A 17253-nucleotide genomic window follows, 5' to 3' on the forward strand; every position below is an offset into this window, starting at 1 on the left:
TCACGATAATATGTTAAATTGCTTTATTTCAATTGTTTAAGTATGTGTCAAAAAAACAAAAGTGGGGAATATCTCTACAACTTGTGGGGATTGGCAACAAGTTTGGTCTACAAATCACTTAATCTTCCACCTATCAAGACTGATTTTCTCTCTAAATGGTGATACTATGATATTAATCTTCTATTTAAGAAGCTGTCTAAAAATTATAGTTTATCAACTTACGAAATTTCAAAAGGCTGTGCGCTGAAGAATTTCACAAGTTCTAGTAACGGTACCCCAAAACTTTCGAAGTATTTCCCCAACAAAGGCTAGCAAAACTTCGCATTTGATCTTCATTAATGAAATTAGACCAGTTTTAAAAAAAGATAAAATAAAATTTTTACCAAAAGAATATTTTTTCTATCATTGCAGCCCGATTAAAAGCCTCCTTAGCTCAGCTGGTAGAGCAACTGACTTGTAATCAGTAGGTCATTGGTTCGATTCCGATAGGAGGCTCTTTTAATTTACGATTGTAAATTTATGATTTTAGATCGTTCTTTCAATCTCAAACTACTTTTCGCTAAATCTTCTTGCATACTGGCAAATCGTAATTCGTAAATCAAAATTCCTAAATTTGTTTCATGCTAAAATACTTATCGGCCGATTGGGTCTTTCCAGTAAGTACACCACCTATCAAAAATGGTGTAGTTTCAGTTAACATAGGTGGAACAATACAAGAAATTCTATCTGAAGCCACGGCTCAGCAACTCAATTTACCAATAGAGAAATATAAAGGTGCCATCGTTCCTGGCTTTGTTAATACCCATTGCCATTTAGAGTTATCGCACATGTTAGGCCAGATTCCGGAACAAACGGGGCTGGTAGAATTTGTGCAAACCGTTATTAAAAGCAGATCGGCTGATACGGAGGAGATTCAATTATCTATGCGTAAGGCCGACCACCAAATGTTTGCAAATGGGATTGTAGCTGTTGGTGATATCTCCAATCAAATCATCTCAAAGGAAATTAAGCAACAGAGTAAAATCTATTACCACACCTTTGTTGAAGCATTGAGCTTTAATCCGGAAAGGGCAATGGCTACTATGGATTTCGCCAACGCGATCAAAGATCAGTTTTTACCTTTGTCTGCGTCTGTGGTGCCGCATGCCCCATATTCTGTTTCACCTGAACTTTTTAGCTTAATTAATAAGGCTGCAGAAAAAGATCATGCATTCATCAGTGTGCACAATCAGGAAACGGCTAATGAAAATGAATTTTTTGAAAGTATGTCTGGAGGATTTCTACAGCTCTATGAATTTTTAGGTTTGAATTTATCATTTTTTAAGCCATCAGGAAAAACTTCCTTACAAACCTGGCTACCTTATATTAAAAAGCAAAAAACATTGCTGGTTCATAATACGGTTTCCAGTAAAGCAGATATTGCCTTTGCAAAACAGCATCATCCTTATTTGTATTGGTGCTTATGTCCGCAGGCTAATTTATACATTGAAAATTCCCTTCCCGATGTTGATTTATTTCTTTCAGAAGAATTAAAAATCACCTTAGGAACAGACAGTCTGGCAAGTAATCATCAGCTTAATATTTTATCTGAGATGAAAACATTGCAATCTTTAAAGAAGGTAGAATTTGAGAGGCTTTTGGAATGGGCTACGATCAATGGTGCTGAATTTCTTGGGCTGGCGGATAAATTAGGGTCTATAGAAATTGGTAAATCTCCAGGATTAAACCTGATTAAATTATCAGCAGATTTTACCATCGAAAATGATCAGGTGGTAAAATTGGTATAGTATATTATACTTTATAAATGAATTTACTTATCTTCGCATCAACAGTACACGCCACGCTACCCTTAAGAACAGCGTCCCAGGGCGTGTCTTTTGCTTTATAGGCTTTTTGTTTTTTTATTATGTACAATAAGCAATCACTAAAAATAGATGAACAAATAGCTCAATTGATAGATCGAGGTTTATCAATCTCTGATCCTGATCTAGCTTTTCATTTTTTGTCTCATATTAGTTATTATCGCCTGGCAGGCTATTGGTGGCCAATGCAATCTGAGCCGAAGGATGACCACATTTTTAAATTCGGCAGTAAATTTGAAGATGTAATCTCGTTATATAATTTTGACAGAGAACTTCGTATGATTGCTTTCGATGCCATTGAAAAGATAGAAATTAGTTTACGAACAAAGTTAATTTATCATTTATCTCACGAATTTGGCCCTTGGTGGTTCCAAAAATTGGAGATATTCCAAAATGTACCAGAAGCTGTAAAAACTTTAGCAGTTATAGAAGAAGAATTAGCTCGATCTAAAGATATTTTTATTAAATCTCATAAAACTAAGCATAAGGATGATTTGCGTTTTCCTCCATCTTGGAAGACATTGGAACTGACAAGCTTTGGGGCGCTCTCTAAAATTTATGGCAACCTAAAGAATGATGTAAATTCTAAAGATACTATTGCTAAAGAATTGGGATTAATTAACCATACCTTTTTACCTAGTTGGTTGCAATCTTTATCTCAAATACGAAATTACTGCGCACATCATAGCAGGCTTTGGAATAAAAATCTACCTGGCAGGCCCAAACTTTTACCAAATCCACCATTTGATTGGATTAAGGAAGTGCCGGAGGAGAAGGAAATGCATATGCTTTATATTCACTTGTGTTGCATCAAATATTTGCTAAATATTATTCAGCCTCAAAATAATTTAAAAATTCAATTAGTTTCCCTGTTGGAGAAATATCCGAATGTTGATCCATACGCTTTAGGATTGAAACTTAACTGGAAAGATGAACCATTATGGAGTTAAAAAACCCAATTTGCAGACTCTTTAATATCAAATATCCCATTATCCAGGCAGGTATGGTTTGGTGTAGCGGCTGGAAACTGGCATCAGCGGTTTCTAACTCCGGAGGTTTAGGTATCATTGGTGCCGGTTCTATGTATCCTGCTATTTTACTGGAGCATATTCGGCAATGTAAGCAAGCAACAGATAAACCTTTCGGGGTAAACATTCCGCTCTTGTATCCAAATGTTCAGGAAATTATCGACATCGTTATTCAGGAGGAAGTTAAGATTGTTTTTACTTCAGCAGGTAATCCGGTAACCTGGACAGCTATTTTAAAAGAAAAAGGCATCACAGTTGTGCATGTTGTTGCCAATACAAAATTTGCTTTGAAAGCGCAGGAAGCTGGGGTAGACGCAATTGTTGCAGAAGGTTTTGAGGCAGGCGGACATAACGGACGAGAAGAAACCACAACAATGTGCTTAATTCCGATCATTAAAGAAGCCGTACATATCCCGGTTATTGCAGCAGGGGGGATAGCCAGTGGAAAATCTATGCTTGCTGCCTTTGCACTTGGTGCAGATGCTGTACAAATCGGTTCCGCCTTTGCCATTGCAGAAGAATCTTCAGCCCATCCGGCATTTAAAAATAAAATTATTTTATCAGCCGAAGGCGATACCAGACTGGCAATGAAAAAACTGGTTCCGGTACGGTTGCTTAAAAATGAATTTGCAGATGCCATTGCACAGGCCGAAGCCGAAGGTGCAGACCAAACTCAGCTCAAGGAAATGTTAGGTAAAGCGAGGGCAAAATTAGGAATGTTTGAAGGTGATCTTGCAAATGGGGAACTGGAAATCGGGCAAGTATCAGCCATGCTAAAAGAAATAAAACCAGCAAAACGAATCCTGGAAGAGATTTGGGAAGAATTTCTAAAGGCCAAAAATGAATTAGCTGCTCAAAATTTCGATATTTAATCTACCCGGTGGACGTTATAGAACTTGATTCGTAACTTAGCGCCATAAATTTTCCATTAATGAAACACATTGATATCAAAGTAATCGGTAAAGTGCAGGGGGTATTCTTTAGGGCGAGTACAAAAGCCGTAGCCGATCAAATGGGAATTCGCGGCTTTGTTAAGAATGAAAAGGATGGTTCTGTTTATATCGAGGCAGAAGCCGAACAATTTATTTTAGATGCTTTTATAGATTGGTGCAAAGAAGGACCAGATAAATCGGTTGTTGAAAATGTAGCGGTAAGCGATGGCATATTCAAAGATTTTCGCAATTTCGAAGTGGTGAAAAAGAATTTACTCTGGTAAGGTTAAGTTAAGATTTTAGATTGACGAATTACGATTTAAAACCTGGAATCATATTATTATTTTTATAATTAAATCGATTTTAATTTTTAGAACCCCGAATGGCTATTCAATCTAAAACCTAAAATCCTAAAATCTAAAATCACTTGTCTGTATATAAAAAGTTTCTTGGGCAAACGATGGTTTATGGGATCAGTACCATAGCATCCCGGTTATTAAACTTTATTTTAACCCCAATCTTTACCAGAAGCTATGGCGCCGCAGCTTTAGGTGTTTTTACCAAAATGTACGCCTATGCTTCCATGATAAATGCCATTCTTGCGTTTGGAATGGAAACTACTTTCTTCCGGTATTTAAATAAGTATGAGGATCGGAAAGCGCAGGTTTACAATAATTCATTTCTAATTGTTGCCTTTATTTCTACTCTATTTTTAATTACTGGCCTTGTTTTTACTGAACCAATAACGAAATGGCTACTGAATAACAATATGTCTCATTACCAGGATCAAAAGAGATATGTGCAGTATTTTCTCTGGTTGCTATTTTCTGACGCCGTATGTGTGATTCCTTTTGCCAGAATAAGGGCCGATGGAAAACCTTTCCGATATAGCCTCATTAAGTTTATAAATATTTTGAGTTATGTATTGTTAAGCTTATTTTTCATCTATGGCATTCCTTTAATTATTCAGCACGATTTGCCTGGGCACGAATTTTTTCAAAGCTGGTTCAGGGATAAATGGGTGGGATATGTATTTATCTCCAACCTGATTGCAAGTGGCATCACCTTTTTATTATTGGTGCCAGAGTTTTTGAAGGTGCAGTTTAAATTTGATGCTGCATTATTTAAAAATATGTTGTCGTACAGCTGGCCGGTTCTCGTTGCTAACTTATCTTTTATCATTAACGAGAATTTAGATAAGATACTGTTAGACCGCTACACTACTGAGGCACAGGTAGGGATTTATGGAGCAGTGTGTAAGCTAGCCATCTTCCTCAGTATTTTTAACATGGCTTTCCGGTTAGGTGCTGAACCATTTTTCTTTAGCTACGCTAAAAATGAGAATGCAAAAGTTACGTATGCCAAGATTTTAGAATATTTTGTGATTGCACTTTCCATTCTCTTCGTTGCTTTAACAGCCAATATCGAAATCTTGAAATATTTTATCAGCAGAGATCAGGCTCACCTGGCAGAATATTGGGTTGGGTTGCCAGCCGTTCCTTATCTGCTGGTTGGTTATGTGTGTTTAGGTATCTATATGAATCTTTCGATCTGGTATCGGTTATCTGATCAAACCCGGTTTGGCTTATATATTTCCTTAGTCGGCGCAGTAATCACCATTGTTTTTAACATGATTCTCATTCCAAAATACAGTTATATGGGGTCGGCATGGGTCTCGATGGCCACGTATGGCACCATGATGATTATTTCCTACATTCTAGGACAAAAATATTATCCGATTCCCTACAACCTAAAAAAGATTCTGGCTTATTTAATTGTTTCCACTATTATCGTATTTTCATCGTTCTTTATCTTTAATAAAAACATTTATATCGGCAATGCCATGCTCATCGCATTTATTGGTGGTGTGGCTTATTTTGAAAAAGACGATTTAAGGAAGATTTTAAAACGATAATAGATTTTATTTACACAAAACCCGCTCTTCTCTATAAAATGAATATTAATATCATTAATAAATCTGAACATCCACTCCCTCAATACGAAACAGCTCATGCTGCGGGGATGGATTTAAGGGCATCAATTATAGAAGAAATTACACTTAAACCATTGCAGCGCCAACTCATCCCAACAGGTTTATTTATTGAATTGCCTATTGGTTTTGAAGCACAAATCAGGCCCAGAAGTGGACTAGCCTATAAACATGGCATTAGTATTGTAAATTCGCCTGGCACTATCGATGCAGATTATCGTGGCGAAATTAAAGTGTTATTGGTTAATTTATCGGATACAGATTTTAAGATCGTTAACGGAGATCGCATCGCACAAATGGTAGTGGCTAAACATGAAACTGTGCAATGGCAAGCAGTTGAAACCCTTGGCGAAACACTAAGGGGAGATGGCGGATACGGACATACAGGGAAAGGTTAAACTAAATGAGAGAGGGATAGGATTTTGAATGAGAGAGTTTTGAATGAAAGAGTGATTGAGTTTTGAATGAAAGAATTTTGAATGAGGATTTATAGAATTTTAAAACCTTCAATCATTTTTATAATTCACTAATTCAATTATTCCATCCTTCAATTATTCCATCCTTTACTCCTTTAATCAATCCTTCATTTTTTAATATATGATAAAAAGGTACATTTTACTTGCATTGTTAGCTTTTGGCGGAAAAACTTTTGCTCAGGTTCCTGTTGTGGCTACTGCCCGTGATAGCAACATGGTAAAACAATTATTTTTTGCCGGCTTGCGAGATAAAATGACCGATAATTATGCCCTTGCATTAACTAATTTTAATAAGGTTGTTAGTTTAGAGCCAAGTAACGATGCCGCTCTTTTCGAACTGGCTAATGCGAATTTGCGTTTAGATCGTCTGTCGGATGCTGAATTAAATATCAGACAAGCAATAAACATTAAGCCAAACAATCCATGGTATCAACGTTTACTTGCCGAAGTTTATAAACGCACCAATAAAATGCCTGAATTGATTGGGGTGTTTAATCAGTTAATTAAGCTAGATCCGGAGAATGAAGCTTATTATTTTGATAAGGCAAATGCACAGTTTCTATCCAATCAAACAGAAGCTTCACAAAAAACATACGATGAAATTCTGGCGAAATTTGGTGAGTCGAATGAACTCCTCATCGCCAAAAAACGTTTTCAACCAAATTCAGGAGCCTCAGAAAGCGACATTGTAAAGCTGCTTGAAGGTAATCAGGCCGATATTAAAAATTACCTTTACGCTGCTGGCTTATTGCTTCAAAAAGGTAATGATACAGAAGCGCTAAAAGTTTTATTGAAAGCGCAGCAGTTGGCACCTGGTAATTTTGAAGTAAACCTGGGTCTTGCAGATATTTATGGCAAACAGAAAAATGATGCGCTGGCATTTGCATCATTAAAATTGGCTTTCGAAAGCGCTGAAATGCCGTTAAATGAAAAGGTAAAAATTATTGCGGCGCTGTTTTCAAAGTTGAGTGATCCGGTGGTGGCTGAAAATGTTACCGTATTAAGTAAGCTTGTAGCAGAAAAAAATCCAACGGATGCAAAAGCACTGGCACTTTATGGTGATGTTTTATATCAGCAGAATAAGTTAAAAGAAGCTTTAGTTCAGTATCAGGCTGCATTGAAATTAAACGACCAGGTTTATATGGTTTGGGAGCAAATTATTAATATCCAAACGTTGTTGGGTCACTATGATGATGCCGTAAAAATGGGTGATGAAGCACTAACAATTTACCCCAATCAAGCCAGTCTTTATTACTATACGGCTTATGCGCTATTCAAAACAGGTAAGTTGGATCTGGCACAAAGTAATTTAAAAACCGCTTTGCAGTTAGATGTCGATAACAAAAGTTTACAGGCACAGGTTTTTGCTTTGCAGGGCGATATCTATGTTAATCAAAACAACTTTGCCTTGGCAAAAACAGCCTTCGAAAAAGCAATTGCAATAGAGCCTGATAATTATTTTATCATGAATAATTATGCTTACTATCTTGCCTTGAGAAATGATGACCTGGCCAAAGCCTCAAAATATTCGGAGACAGCCGCCAATGCTATGCCTAATAATTCATCCATTACAGATACTTATGCCTATATCTTGTTCAAGCAACAAAAATATGATCTGGCCAAGGTTTGGATAGAAAAAGCACTGCAAAACAATACCAATAAAAACGGTGTTTATCTGGAACATTATGGTGATATCCTCTTTATGAAAGGGGATAAGGAAGCCGCACTTGTACAGTGGCAGAAGGCAAAATTGGCAGGAAACGGATCTGAAGTATTAAACAAAAAAATTAATGAGAAGAAGTATTTTAAATAGTTTGCTAATTGCAGGAACAGTGATTTCTGTATCTGCCTGCAAGCCTAAAAAAGCAATCGTTGTTGCCCCCCCGGCTGCTACAGAAGTTAAGACAGATAACACAAAGGCCGAAGCTTTAGCTTCGTTAAATAGTAAACAACTGAAGTTTAATACCCTTTCATTAAAAGCGAAAGCCACCTTAGATATTGCTGGTAACTCGAATGAGGTGACCATGAACTTCAGAATAAAAGATAAGGAAATCATTTGGGTAAGTATCACGGCATTGGGTGGTGCGTATGAGCCAGCCAGAGCCATCATTACACCCGATAGTATTAAGGTGATGAACAGGGCGAAGAGTGAATATTTGAGTAAGCCTTTTAGTTACATTTATAATTTCACCAATAAGCAAGTTAACTTTAATACGCTACAGGCGATGTTAACCGGCAATGCAATGGGTGAGTTTTTAACACCAGAATCTAACTTAAAACAAGAGAATGGCGTTTGGGTGGTAACAGGAAGTAAAGAAAGCCTGGATTACAGGTTGTTATTTAATACACTTTTAAAGGTGGAAGAAACAAACCTGAATGATTCAAAATCTGGGCAGGCATTGAAGGTAACTTATTCAGATTACCAGGATTTAAATGAGTCTTTATTTCCCAGTGCACTTAAAATCAATACCCTATCGGGGATGAAAAAAATAAATATCGACTTAAAATTTGTGAAAATTGATGGTAATGTTCCATTGGAGTTTCCGTTTAAAGTTCCAAATAGCTACAAATTAGTGAAGTAAATTTATCAGTACTCGCTTAACAGCTATCCTACAGTCATCAAATATTTGGGTTGAATTTTCATCCGCTTATTTGATGACTGTTTTTTTTATGGCTGGAAATTTTCGGATGAAGATGAGGTGAAGATTATTTGTAAAGCCTTTTGTATCTAAATTTTAATGTCTTTTCCTATAAAATTTTTATACTTTTGGCTTGATGAAGCTACAGAAAATCATATTTATCCTGTTTTTAAGCGTATTTGCCTATTCGGCTACTGCACAAACCGAAAGCCAGCTAAGAAGGAAAAAAGAAGCTATCCAGCGTGAAATTGAACAGCTCCAAAAGAATTTGAATAAAACGGCCAGCGGTAAAAAATTAACCCTGCAGCAGATTAATGCCATCAATGCGCAGATTCGCCTCCGCCAGGATAAAATCGGAACCATTAATTCCGAAATAAAAAACCTTGATAATCAAATCTCCCAGAACACAAATACCGTACATACACTACAAGGTCAGTTAGGTGATCTTAAAAAGGAATATGCCGGGATGATCCGTTTTGCGCAGCGAAATAGAAATGCCTATGAGAAGATGATGTTTATTTTTGCTGCAAGAGATTTTAATCAGGCTTACAAAAGGATAAAATATCTGCAACAATTTAGTCAGTACCGTAAGAAACAGGCTGGTTATATCGAAAATACCCAGCAGGATTTAAATGGAAAAATCAAGGTATTGGATAAGACCCTGAGGGAGAAAAGTGATCTTTTGAAAGAGCAGGAGCGGGAAAGAGAACGTTTAGGAAAAGATAAGAATCAGCAGGCTGTTGCCTTAAATCAGCTAACGAAGCAAGAACGTCAGTTCAAGCAGGATATCAATTCAAAGAAAAAAGAACAGGCACAAATTAACAGGGCAATTGCTGCTGCAATTCAAAGAGCCATTGAAGAAGCGAGAAGGAAAGCAGCAGAAGAAGCACGTTTAGCAGCAGCAAAACGCGCAGCCGAAGAAAGAGCTGCTGCGGCAAAAGCAAAGGCAGAAAATAAACCTGCCCCAACTACAAGTACTGCACCGGCTGCACGGGAGAAAAGTACTTCAGAGCTGCTAACTGCTACTCCGGAAGCAGCAAGACTTTCAGCAGGCTTTGAAAATAATAGAGGTAGATTGCCATGGCCGGTAGCTACCGGAACGATTACGGAGCGGTTTGGTTTACATAAAGTAGATCAGGCATCTTATTCTAATGATGGTGTAGACATTACAACAGCAGATGGTGCTGCGGTAAGAGCAGTATTTGCAGGTAAAGTAGTGATGGTTCAAAATATTATGGGTAGAACGGCAGTGGTAATTAACCATGGAGAATACTTCACTGTTTATCAGAATTTGAGAGGAGTGAGCGTAAGTGTGGGTAATTCTGTTGATACCAAGCAAACGATTGGTGCAGTAGCCAAAACGGGTGACGATGCGATACTTAAGTTCCAGATTAGAAGGGGTCAGGGGGCTTTAAATCCTGAAGCCTGGATTAGTAAATAGAAAGTTTTAAAATGTTTATATTTGTATAAAATAGATTAGTGATGTATCAAGGAACGTTATTAGAGTTTTTAAATATGGGTGGGTCTGAGATCGTACTCATTTTAGTGGTAGTTCTTTTGCTATTTGGAGGTAAGAAATTACCAGAATTGGCAAGAGGCTTAGGGAAGGGAATCAGAGAGTTTAAAGATGCTTCTGATGGTGTTAAACGTGAAATCCATAGAAACATCAATGCGATGGATTTAGATAAAGAAGAAGCTGAAGAAAAAGTTGCAAATAATCAATCTCATCAGCCCGCAGCAGAAACTGCTCCGGTAGATGAAAAGGTGACAACAACAGACAATCATCCGTCAAGCACTCCAATAGATGAAAAAATTGTAACTGACAGTCAAAAAGTTTAAACAAAAAAGTTATGTTAAATACAACAATAGCAGCAATGCTTGGAACACCAGAAATTATCATTATTGCGGTAGTGGTATTGTTATTATTTGGTGGTAAAAAAATTCCCGAACTGATGAGAGGTTTAGGTAAAGGTGTTAAAGAATTTAAAGATGGTAAAGATGGCGTAGATGGAGAACAAGTTGATCCCTCAAACCGTGATAAAACCGTTTAATTATTATAATTTTAAGTTTTGAAGAAATACAGCGCTCTAAAAGAGATCCAGGCACTCATTTCGCAAAAGCAACTTACTTTACCCGATTTATTGGCTTATTATTTTAAGCAAATTTCAGATAATGAACACCTCAATGCATTTAATGAGGTGTTTTTTTATTCGGCCGAAGTTCAGGCGAAAGCAGTACAGCAGAAAATAGAGCAAGGAACCGCAGGTAAACTTGCCGGGATGGTAATTGGTATTAAAGATAATATCTGTTATAAGGATCATGTAGTAACAGCATCATCCAAAATGCTCGATGGCTTCGTATCGCCCTACTCATCTACCGTTGTTCAGCGCTTGCTGCAAGAAGATGCCGTAATTATTGGTCGCTTAAATTGCGATGAATTTGCCATGGGCGGCTCTAATGAAACTTCATACTTCGGGCCAGCCAAAAATGCGGCAAACCCAGAACTAGTGCCCGGTGGATCTTCTGGTGGCTCTGCCATTGCTGTTCAGGCCGATATGTGCCTTTCTGCCCTTGGTACGGATACTGGCGGGTCAGTGAGACAACCAGCTGCCTTCTGTGGTCAGATTGGTTTAAAGCCAACTTATGGGCGAATTTCAAGGTATGGCGTGATTGCTTATGCCTCATCATTTGATCAGGTTGGGCCCATTACTTCTTCTGTTGAAGATGCGGCGCTTTTACTTCAGGTTTTAGCTGGTGCTGATGATAATGATTCTACTGTATCTCCATTAGCGGTGCCAGATTATCCGGCGCAGTTAAATGAGGCGAAAAAACTGAGCATAGCTGTTCTTAAAGAAACCATAGAAAGTGATGCACTTGATCCGGAAATCAAGGATGCGATCTTAAAATCTATAGCCGACCTTAAAGAAAAAGGCCATACTGTTGAGTATGTATCTTTTGATCTTTTAGATTATCTTGTTCCTGCCTATTATATTTTAACCACTGCAGAAGCATCTTCGAATTTATCCAAGTATGATGGTGTGCATTACGGACACCGGAACCTGGAAGCAAAATCACTAACGGATCTTTATAAATTATCACGTGCAGAAGGTTTTGGCGAAGAGGTGAAGAAGCGTATTTTATTGGGAACTTTTGTTTTAAGTGCAGGTTATTACGATGCTTATTATCAAAAAGCACAGCAAGTTCGTCGGTTAATCAGAGAAAAGATGGATAATTTGTTCCAGGATTATGATTTGATTTTATCGCCCGTGGCACCAACAACAGCTTTTAAAATAGGCGATAACATGCAGGATGCATTGGTGATGTACCTTGCCGACATCTTTACAGTGTTGCCTTCGTTGAGCGGAAATCCGGCAATTGCCTTACCTTTAGGCAATAATACAGCTGGCTTGCCGTTAAGTATTCAATTTACAGCCAAACATTTTGAGGAAGACAAGCTCCTTGCTTTTTCTCAGGCATTTTTAAAATAAGCATATTTTTTAAAATATGCGCAGCGTTTAGTTGTGTTTTTCCGGCAAAATCGGAAAACATTCTGATTAAGATTTCAGTAGGATAACTGAAAAATAACGCTGGATAAACCAAATTGCCCATGATAAAAAAATTACTTTTTACCAATGTATGTGCCCTCATAGGATTAGTTTCTGTCACGTCTGCCCAGCAGAAAGTTAAGATTGATAGTCTTCCACAAATACAGGATAATATTTTCATCAATACCGACCCGGTTTCGGTGCCGCTTATCTACGAAAACCCATTGTTGATGGGGCAAAATTATATCTACAAGCTCCGTTTAGATTCTATTGCTAAAACCGTTCCACTCCCTTATAACGAATACGTTCAGCAGTATATCGATATTTATGCCAAGCGAAAAGATTTATTTGGCAAAATGATGGGCTTATCCAATTACTATTTTCCAATTTTTGATAAGGCGTTAAAAGACTTCGATATTCCGCAGGAAATTAAATACCTCACCATTGTTGAATCGCAAATGAATCCACATGCCATTTCCAGAGTGGGGGCAACAGGTATTTGGCAGTTTATGTTTGGTACCGGGAAAGCTTACGGTTTAAAGATGGATAATTTTGTAGATGAACGAAAGGATCCCATACAGGCCAGTTACGCTGCCGCACAATATTTTAGAGATGCCTATGAAGAACTGGGCGATTGGTTACTGGCCATAGCTGCCTATAATTGTGGTAAAGGAGCAGTAACACGTGCGATGATTAAAGCAGATTCAAGAGATTTTTGGGCCATCAGACAGTTTTTGCCCAAAGAAACTAGAAATTATGTGCCGGCATTTATAGCTGCAGTGTATGTAATGAATTATTCAAACAAACATCAGATTTCTCCTCAGGCTTGTAGCTTATTCTTAAAAACAGATACCGTTCAAACCAATAAGTTTGTTTCTTTAGCCGATTTGGCAAAAGCTTTAAATGTTGATGAAACAGCTCTTTTTGCACTCAATCCTTCATATAAGAAAAAGATTGTAAATGGTACTGATGAAGATCCGAAACGGATCATCATGCCAAAACTTAGAGATATTGATTATGCCGGAGTTTATGAGGTATTAAATAATACAGACTTAGAAGTAAGCATGCGCGTGGTTCAGGCGAATACCGATGATATAAGGGATCTCCGAAAAGCAAAGGCGGTTAAAACTGTTTCCAGTAATTCTGTAGTGTTGCATAAGGTAACAGCAGGACAATCGCTCACAACAGTTGCCAATAAATATGGTGTAGAAGTGCAGGATTTAAGAGTTTGGAACGGATTAAAAAGTAAAACAATTGTACCGGGTCAGAAACTGAAAATATTCACTAAAAATGTTAGTCACTTAAAAGCACCTGTCTCTTTCCAGAATTATACGGTAAAATCAGGAGATACCTTATCAGAAATTGCTGAAAAATTTAACGGCGCCACTGTTCAAAGTATCAAGCGTGATAATAAATTATCCAAAGCTGGATTGCATGCCGGTATGATCCTGAAGATTAGTAAAGGATAGTAAACGATACCTTTTAACTAATGGCTAAAAATGCTGTTACAGCATCATCACTTCTTTCTCTCATAATATTAAATATATTGTCCGTTTAAAATATCAGGGCAATATATTTTCAATTTTACCCGTCATAAAAACTGGCATTGCCTTGGTATTTCATGAGGTTGTAAGTCCATACTTTTTTCTTTCAACCTGGATGTTCGTTTAAAACTGAACAAAATAAATAGCTGCAACATTTGTTTATTTTTAAAATCACAGCAATAACGGTTCTTCCTATGTGACTGTTTACTAGTTATGTGTTGATCATCACCCATGGTACCTCACGACTTAATTTGCTTACATAATGTTTTCTGCCTGACAAAAGAATCGTACCTTTGCCCCGTCACTAATAAGTTACTTAATGAGTAATATCAATAGAAAGCAAGATGCGCTCGATTACCACTCGCAAGGGCGGCCAGGAAAAATACAAGTAGTACCTACAAAACCAACCACTTCACAACGTGATTTAACCATGGCCTATTCGCCAGGTGTAGCGGAACCCTGTTTAAAAATAGCAGATAATACTGATGATGTTTACAAGTATACCGCAAAAGGGAACCTTGTTGCTGTAATTAGCAATGGAACGGCCGTTTTGGGATTGGGAAACATTGGTCCTGAAGCCAGCAAACCGGTGATGGAGGGTAAAGGTTTATTATTTAAAATCTTTGCAGATATCGACGTATTCGATTTAGAACTGGATACTAAAAATATAGACGATTTTGTTAAAATCGTTAAAGCGCTGGAACCAACATTTGGAGGCGTTAACCTCGAAGACATTAAAGCACCAGAGTGTTTTGAAATAGAAACCCGTTTAAAACAGGAAATGAATATTCCTGTGATGCACGATGACCAGCATGGTACGGCCATTATTTCTGGCGCCGCTTTATTAAATGCCTGCGAAATTCAGAAAAAGAAAATCGATAAGATTAAGGTCGTGGTAAGTGGGGCAGGTGCTGCTGCAGTTTCCTGCTCAAAAATGTACCTTTCTCTCGGTGTAAAGAAAGAAAATCTGGTGATGTTCGACATCAACGGATTAATCAATACTGAACGTACTGATCTTGATGAGATGCGGATGTACTTTGCAACCAGCAGAAAAGACATCGGTACCATAGGTGAGGCGATGAAAGGTGCAGATGTTTTTATCGGCCTTTCGGCAGGAAATGTGATTCAGCCGGAGATGTTGGTTGGCATGGCGAAAAATCCGATTGTTTTTGCAATGGCTAATCCCAATCCTGAAATTGCTTATGATTTGGCCATTAAAGCCCGTAAGGATTTAATTATGGCGACTGGTCGTTCTGATTATCCAAATCAGGTGAATAATGTGTTGGGTTTCCCATACATTTTCCGTGGCGCTCTAGATGTTCGTGCAACAACCATCAACGAAGCCATGAAAATTGCAGCTGTGAAAGCGATTGCAGAATTGGCAAAGAGATCCGTTCCAGAGGCGGTAAATCTTGCATACAATGCCCGTAACCTCAAATTTGGTAAAGATTATATTATTCCAAAGCCAGTAGATTTCAGGTTAATTACAGAAGTTTCCATCGCCGTGGCAAAAGCTGCCATAGAAAGTGGTGTAGCCCGTAAAATAATTACCGATTGGGATGCTTATTCTGAGGAGTTAAGAAAACGTTTAGGCTTAGACGATGCCATTATGCGTTCCATTACCACTAAAGCTAAAACTGACCCTAAACGGGTTGTTTTTGCAGAGGCTGATAATTACAAGATTTTAAAGGCCGCTCAAATTGTTAAGGACGAAAATATCGCAATTCCTATTTTGTTAGGAAACAGAGAAAAAATTCAGGCGATTATTGATGAGCATGCACTTGAACTGGAGGGCGTAGAAATCATTGATCAGATGCAAAACCCAGCCAAGACAAAACAATATGCGGCAGCACTTTACAAAAAAAGACAACGTAAAGGGGTATCCATAAACGATGCAACGAAGTTGTTGAGGGATCGTAACTATTATGGCGCATCGATGGTGGAGTTTGGTGAAGCAGATGCGATGATTTCTGGTTTAACGAAAAATTATGGTGATACCATTAAGCCGGCATTGCAGGTGATTGGAGTAGAGCCGGGCGTTAAACGTGTAGCCGGTATGTACATGATGATGACAAAGAAAGGGCCGGTGTTTTTTGGTGATACCACTGTGAACGTAGATCCTACGGCAGAAGAGTTGGTTGACATCACTTTGCTTTTAGATAAATCGGTAAAACAGTTCAATATCAAGCCCCGGATTGCATTATTATCCTATTCAAACTTCGGTTCGAATGATGGTGTAACGCCAAATAAAGTTAGGGAAACCGTTAGAATTCTTCATAAAAATCATCCGGAAGTTGTTGTAGATGGTGAGATGCAAGGCAATTTCGCCATCAATAATGAACTTTTAAAAGATAACTTTCCATTCAGTACACTGGCAGATGAACCGGCAAACACGCTGGTTTTTCCTAACTTAGAATCGGGAAATATTGCCTATAAACTTTTACAGGAGTTGGGAGGAGCAGAAGCTGTTGGGCCGATTCTGTTAGGATTGAATAAGCCTGTTCATATTGTTCAGTTAGGAAGTTCGGTGAGAGAGATCGTAAATATGGTTACTATTGCAGTAGTGGATGTTCAGGCTAAAGAAGAAATTGCGGAAACATCAAAACGAAAAGGTATATTTACAAAAACAACTAAGAAGTAATACCCATGTACGCCTATATTGATGGTAAATTAACATACAAAAACCCAGCGTTTGTTGTGGTTGAAGCTGGTGGTATAGGCTATCATATAAACATTTCATTAAATACTTACAGCGCCTTGGGAGACGCAGAAAGGTGTAAGCTTTACACCTGGCTGTACGTTAAAGAAGATGCTCATACATTATACGGGTTCGCTGATGAAGGCGAACGCCGTTTATTTTTACATCTGATATCCGTATCTGGGATAGGACCAAATACGGGTAGAATGATTTTATCCTCAATTACACCCGAGGAAATTCAAACTGCAATTGTTAAAGCAGATCTGCCGCTAATCCAGCGGATAAAAGGCTTAGGTGCAAAAACGGCACAACGCCTGGTTCTGGAGTTGCAAGACAAACTAAAAAAAGAAGGCGTAGATTCATTAATTTCTATGCCACAGCATAATACGGTTAAAGATGAAGCGTTATCCGCATTAGTAATGCTCGGATTTGCCAAACAAACAGCAGAGAAAACTATCGACCAAATATTAAAAGTAACAGAAGGAACGCTCTCTGTGGAGCAACTAATTAAACAAGCTTTAAAAAAATTATAGACCTTA

Annotated in this window: 15 protein-coding genes and 1 tRNA gene; all 16 read left to right on the forward strand. The window is 37.9% G+C overall.

Features of this window, described 5'->3' with window-relative positions; genetic code table 11:
- Window positions 1-422: 422 nt before the first annotated feature.
- The 16 genes from ACN1CD_RS19550 (at window position 423) to ruvA (ending at window position 17247) form a co-directional block, all read left to right on the forward strand.
- Window positions 423-495, forward strand: a tRNA-Thr gene (locus ACN1CD_RS19550).
- Between the two features lie 125 nt (window positions 496-620).
- A complete protein-coding gene (locus ACN1CD_RS19555) occupies window positions 621-1787 on the forward strand; it encodes an amidohydrolase family protein (protein ID WP_419132102.1) in 1167 nt (388 codons plus the stop codon).
- 119 nt (window positions 1788-1906) lie between these two features.
- The gene (locus tag ACN1CD_RS19560) at window positions 1907-2812 is read left to right on the forward strand and encodes an Abi family protein (protein ID WP_419132103.1); all 906 of its coding nucleotides are present in this window, start codon (window positions 1907-1909) and stop codon (window positions 2810-2812) included.
- Window positions 2803-3762, forward strand: a complete 960-nt coding sequence (locus tag ACN1CD_RS19565) for an NAD(P)H-dependent flavin oxidoreductase (protein ID WP_419132104.1) — start codon at window positions 2803-2805, stop codon at window positions 3760-3762. The genes ACN1CD_RS19560 and ACN1CD_RS19565 overlap by 10 nt, the downstream gene beginning before the upstream one ends.
- A 59-nt stretch (window positions 3763-3821) precedes the next feature.
- Window positions 3822-4106, forward strand: a complete 285-nt coding sequence (locus tag ACN1CD_RS19570) for an acylphosphatase (protein ID WP_419132105.1) — start codon at window positions 3822-3824, stop codon at window positions 4104-4106.
- 143 nt (window positions 4107-4249) lie between these two features.
- On the forward strand, window positions 4250-5737 hold the full coding sequence (locus ACN1CD_RS19575) for an oligosaccharide flippase family protein (RefSeq protein ID WP_419132106.1): 1488 nt from the start codon (window positions 4250-4252) through the stop codon (window positions 5735-5737).
- Window positions 5738-5775: 38 nt separating this feature from the next.
- Complete coding sequence (gene dut / locus ACN1CD_RS19580) at window positions 5776-6210, forward strand: dUTP diphosphatase (RefSeq protein ID WP_419132107.1); 435 nt, start codon at window positions 5776-5778, stop codon at window positions 6208-6210.
- 199 nt (window positions 6211-6409) lie between these two features.
- A complete protein-coding gene (locus ACN1CD_RS19585) occupies window positions 6410-8101 on the forward strand; it encodes a tetratricopeptide repeat protein (RefSeq protein WP_419132108.1) in 1692 nt (563 codons plus the stop codon).
- Window positions 8079-8870, forward strand: a complete 792-nt coding sequence (locus ACN1CD_RS19590) for a DUF4292 domain-containing protein (RefSeq protein WP_419132109.1) — start codon at window positions 8079-8081, stop codon at window positions 8868-8870. Before ACN1CD_RS19585 ends, ACN1CD_RS19590 begins: the two co-directional genes overlap by 23 nt.
- A gap of 193 nt (window positions 8871-9063) precedes the next feature.
- Entirely contained in the window at window positions 9064-10368 is a 1305-nt protein-coding gene (locus tag ACN1CD_RS19595; protein WP_419132110.1) for a murein hydrolase activator EnvC family protein, read from the forward strand.
- 41 nt (window positions 10369-10409) lie between these two features.
- Window positions 10410-10766 (forward strand): Sec-independent protein translocase subunit TatA/TatB, encoded by a 357-nt coding sequence (locus ACN1CD_RS19600; protein ID WP_419132111.1) that lies wholly within the window; start codon window positions 10410-10412, stop codon window positions 10764-10766.
- An 11-nt stretch (window positions 10767-10777) separates the two neighbouring features.
- Window positions 10778-10978, forward strand: coding sequence for a Sec-independent protein translocase subunit TatA/TatB (locus ACN1CD_RS19605; protein WP_029287719.1), 201 nt, complete (start codon window positions 10778-10780; stop codon window positions 10976-10978).
- An 18-nt stretch (window positions 10979-10996) separates the two neighbouring features.
- Window positions 10997-12415, forward strand: a complete 1419-nt coding sequence (gatA, locus tag ACN1CD_RS19610; RefSeq protein ID WP_419132112.1) for an Asp-tRNA(Asn)/Glu-tRNA(Gln) amidotransferase subunit GatA — start codon at window positions 10997-10999, stop codon at window positions 12413-12415.
- Window positions 12416-12534: 119 nt separating this feature from the next.
- Window positions 12535-13941: a transglycosylase SLT domain-containing protein gene (locus ACN1CD_RS19615; RefSeq protein ID WP_419132113.1), complete on the forward strand. Its 1407-nt coding sequence runs from the start codon at window positions 12535-12537 to the stop codon at window positions 13939-13941.
- Window positions 13942-14335: 394 nt separating this feature from the next.
- Entirely contained in the window at window positions 14336-16657 is a 2322-nt protein-coding gene (locus ACN1CD_RS19620) for an NADP-dependent malic enzyme (protein WP_419132114.1), read from the forward strand.
- A 5-nt stretch (window positions 16658-16662) separates the two neighbouring features.
- Complete coding sequence (ruvA, locus tag ACN1CD_RS19625) at window positions 16663-17247, forward strand: Holliday junction branch migration protein RuvA (protein WP_154281098.1); 585 nt, start codon at window positions 16663-16665, stop codon at window positions 17245-17247.
- Window positions 17248-17253: the final 6 nt, after the last annotated feature.

Origin of the sequence: Pedobacter sp. N23S346 (assembly GCF_048515415.1) — a bacterium.
GTDB lineage: Bacteria > Bacteroidota > Bacteroidia > Sphingobacteriales > Sphingobacteriaceae > Pedobacter.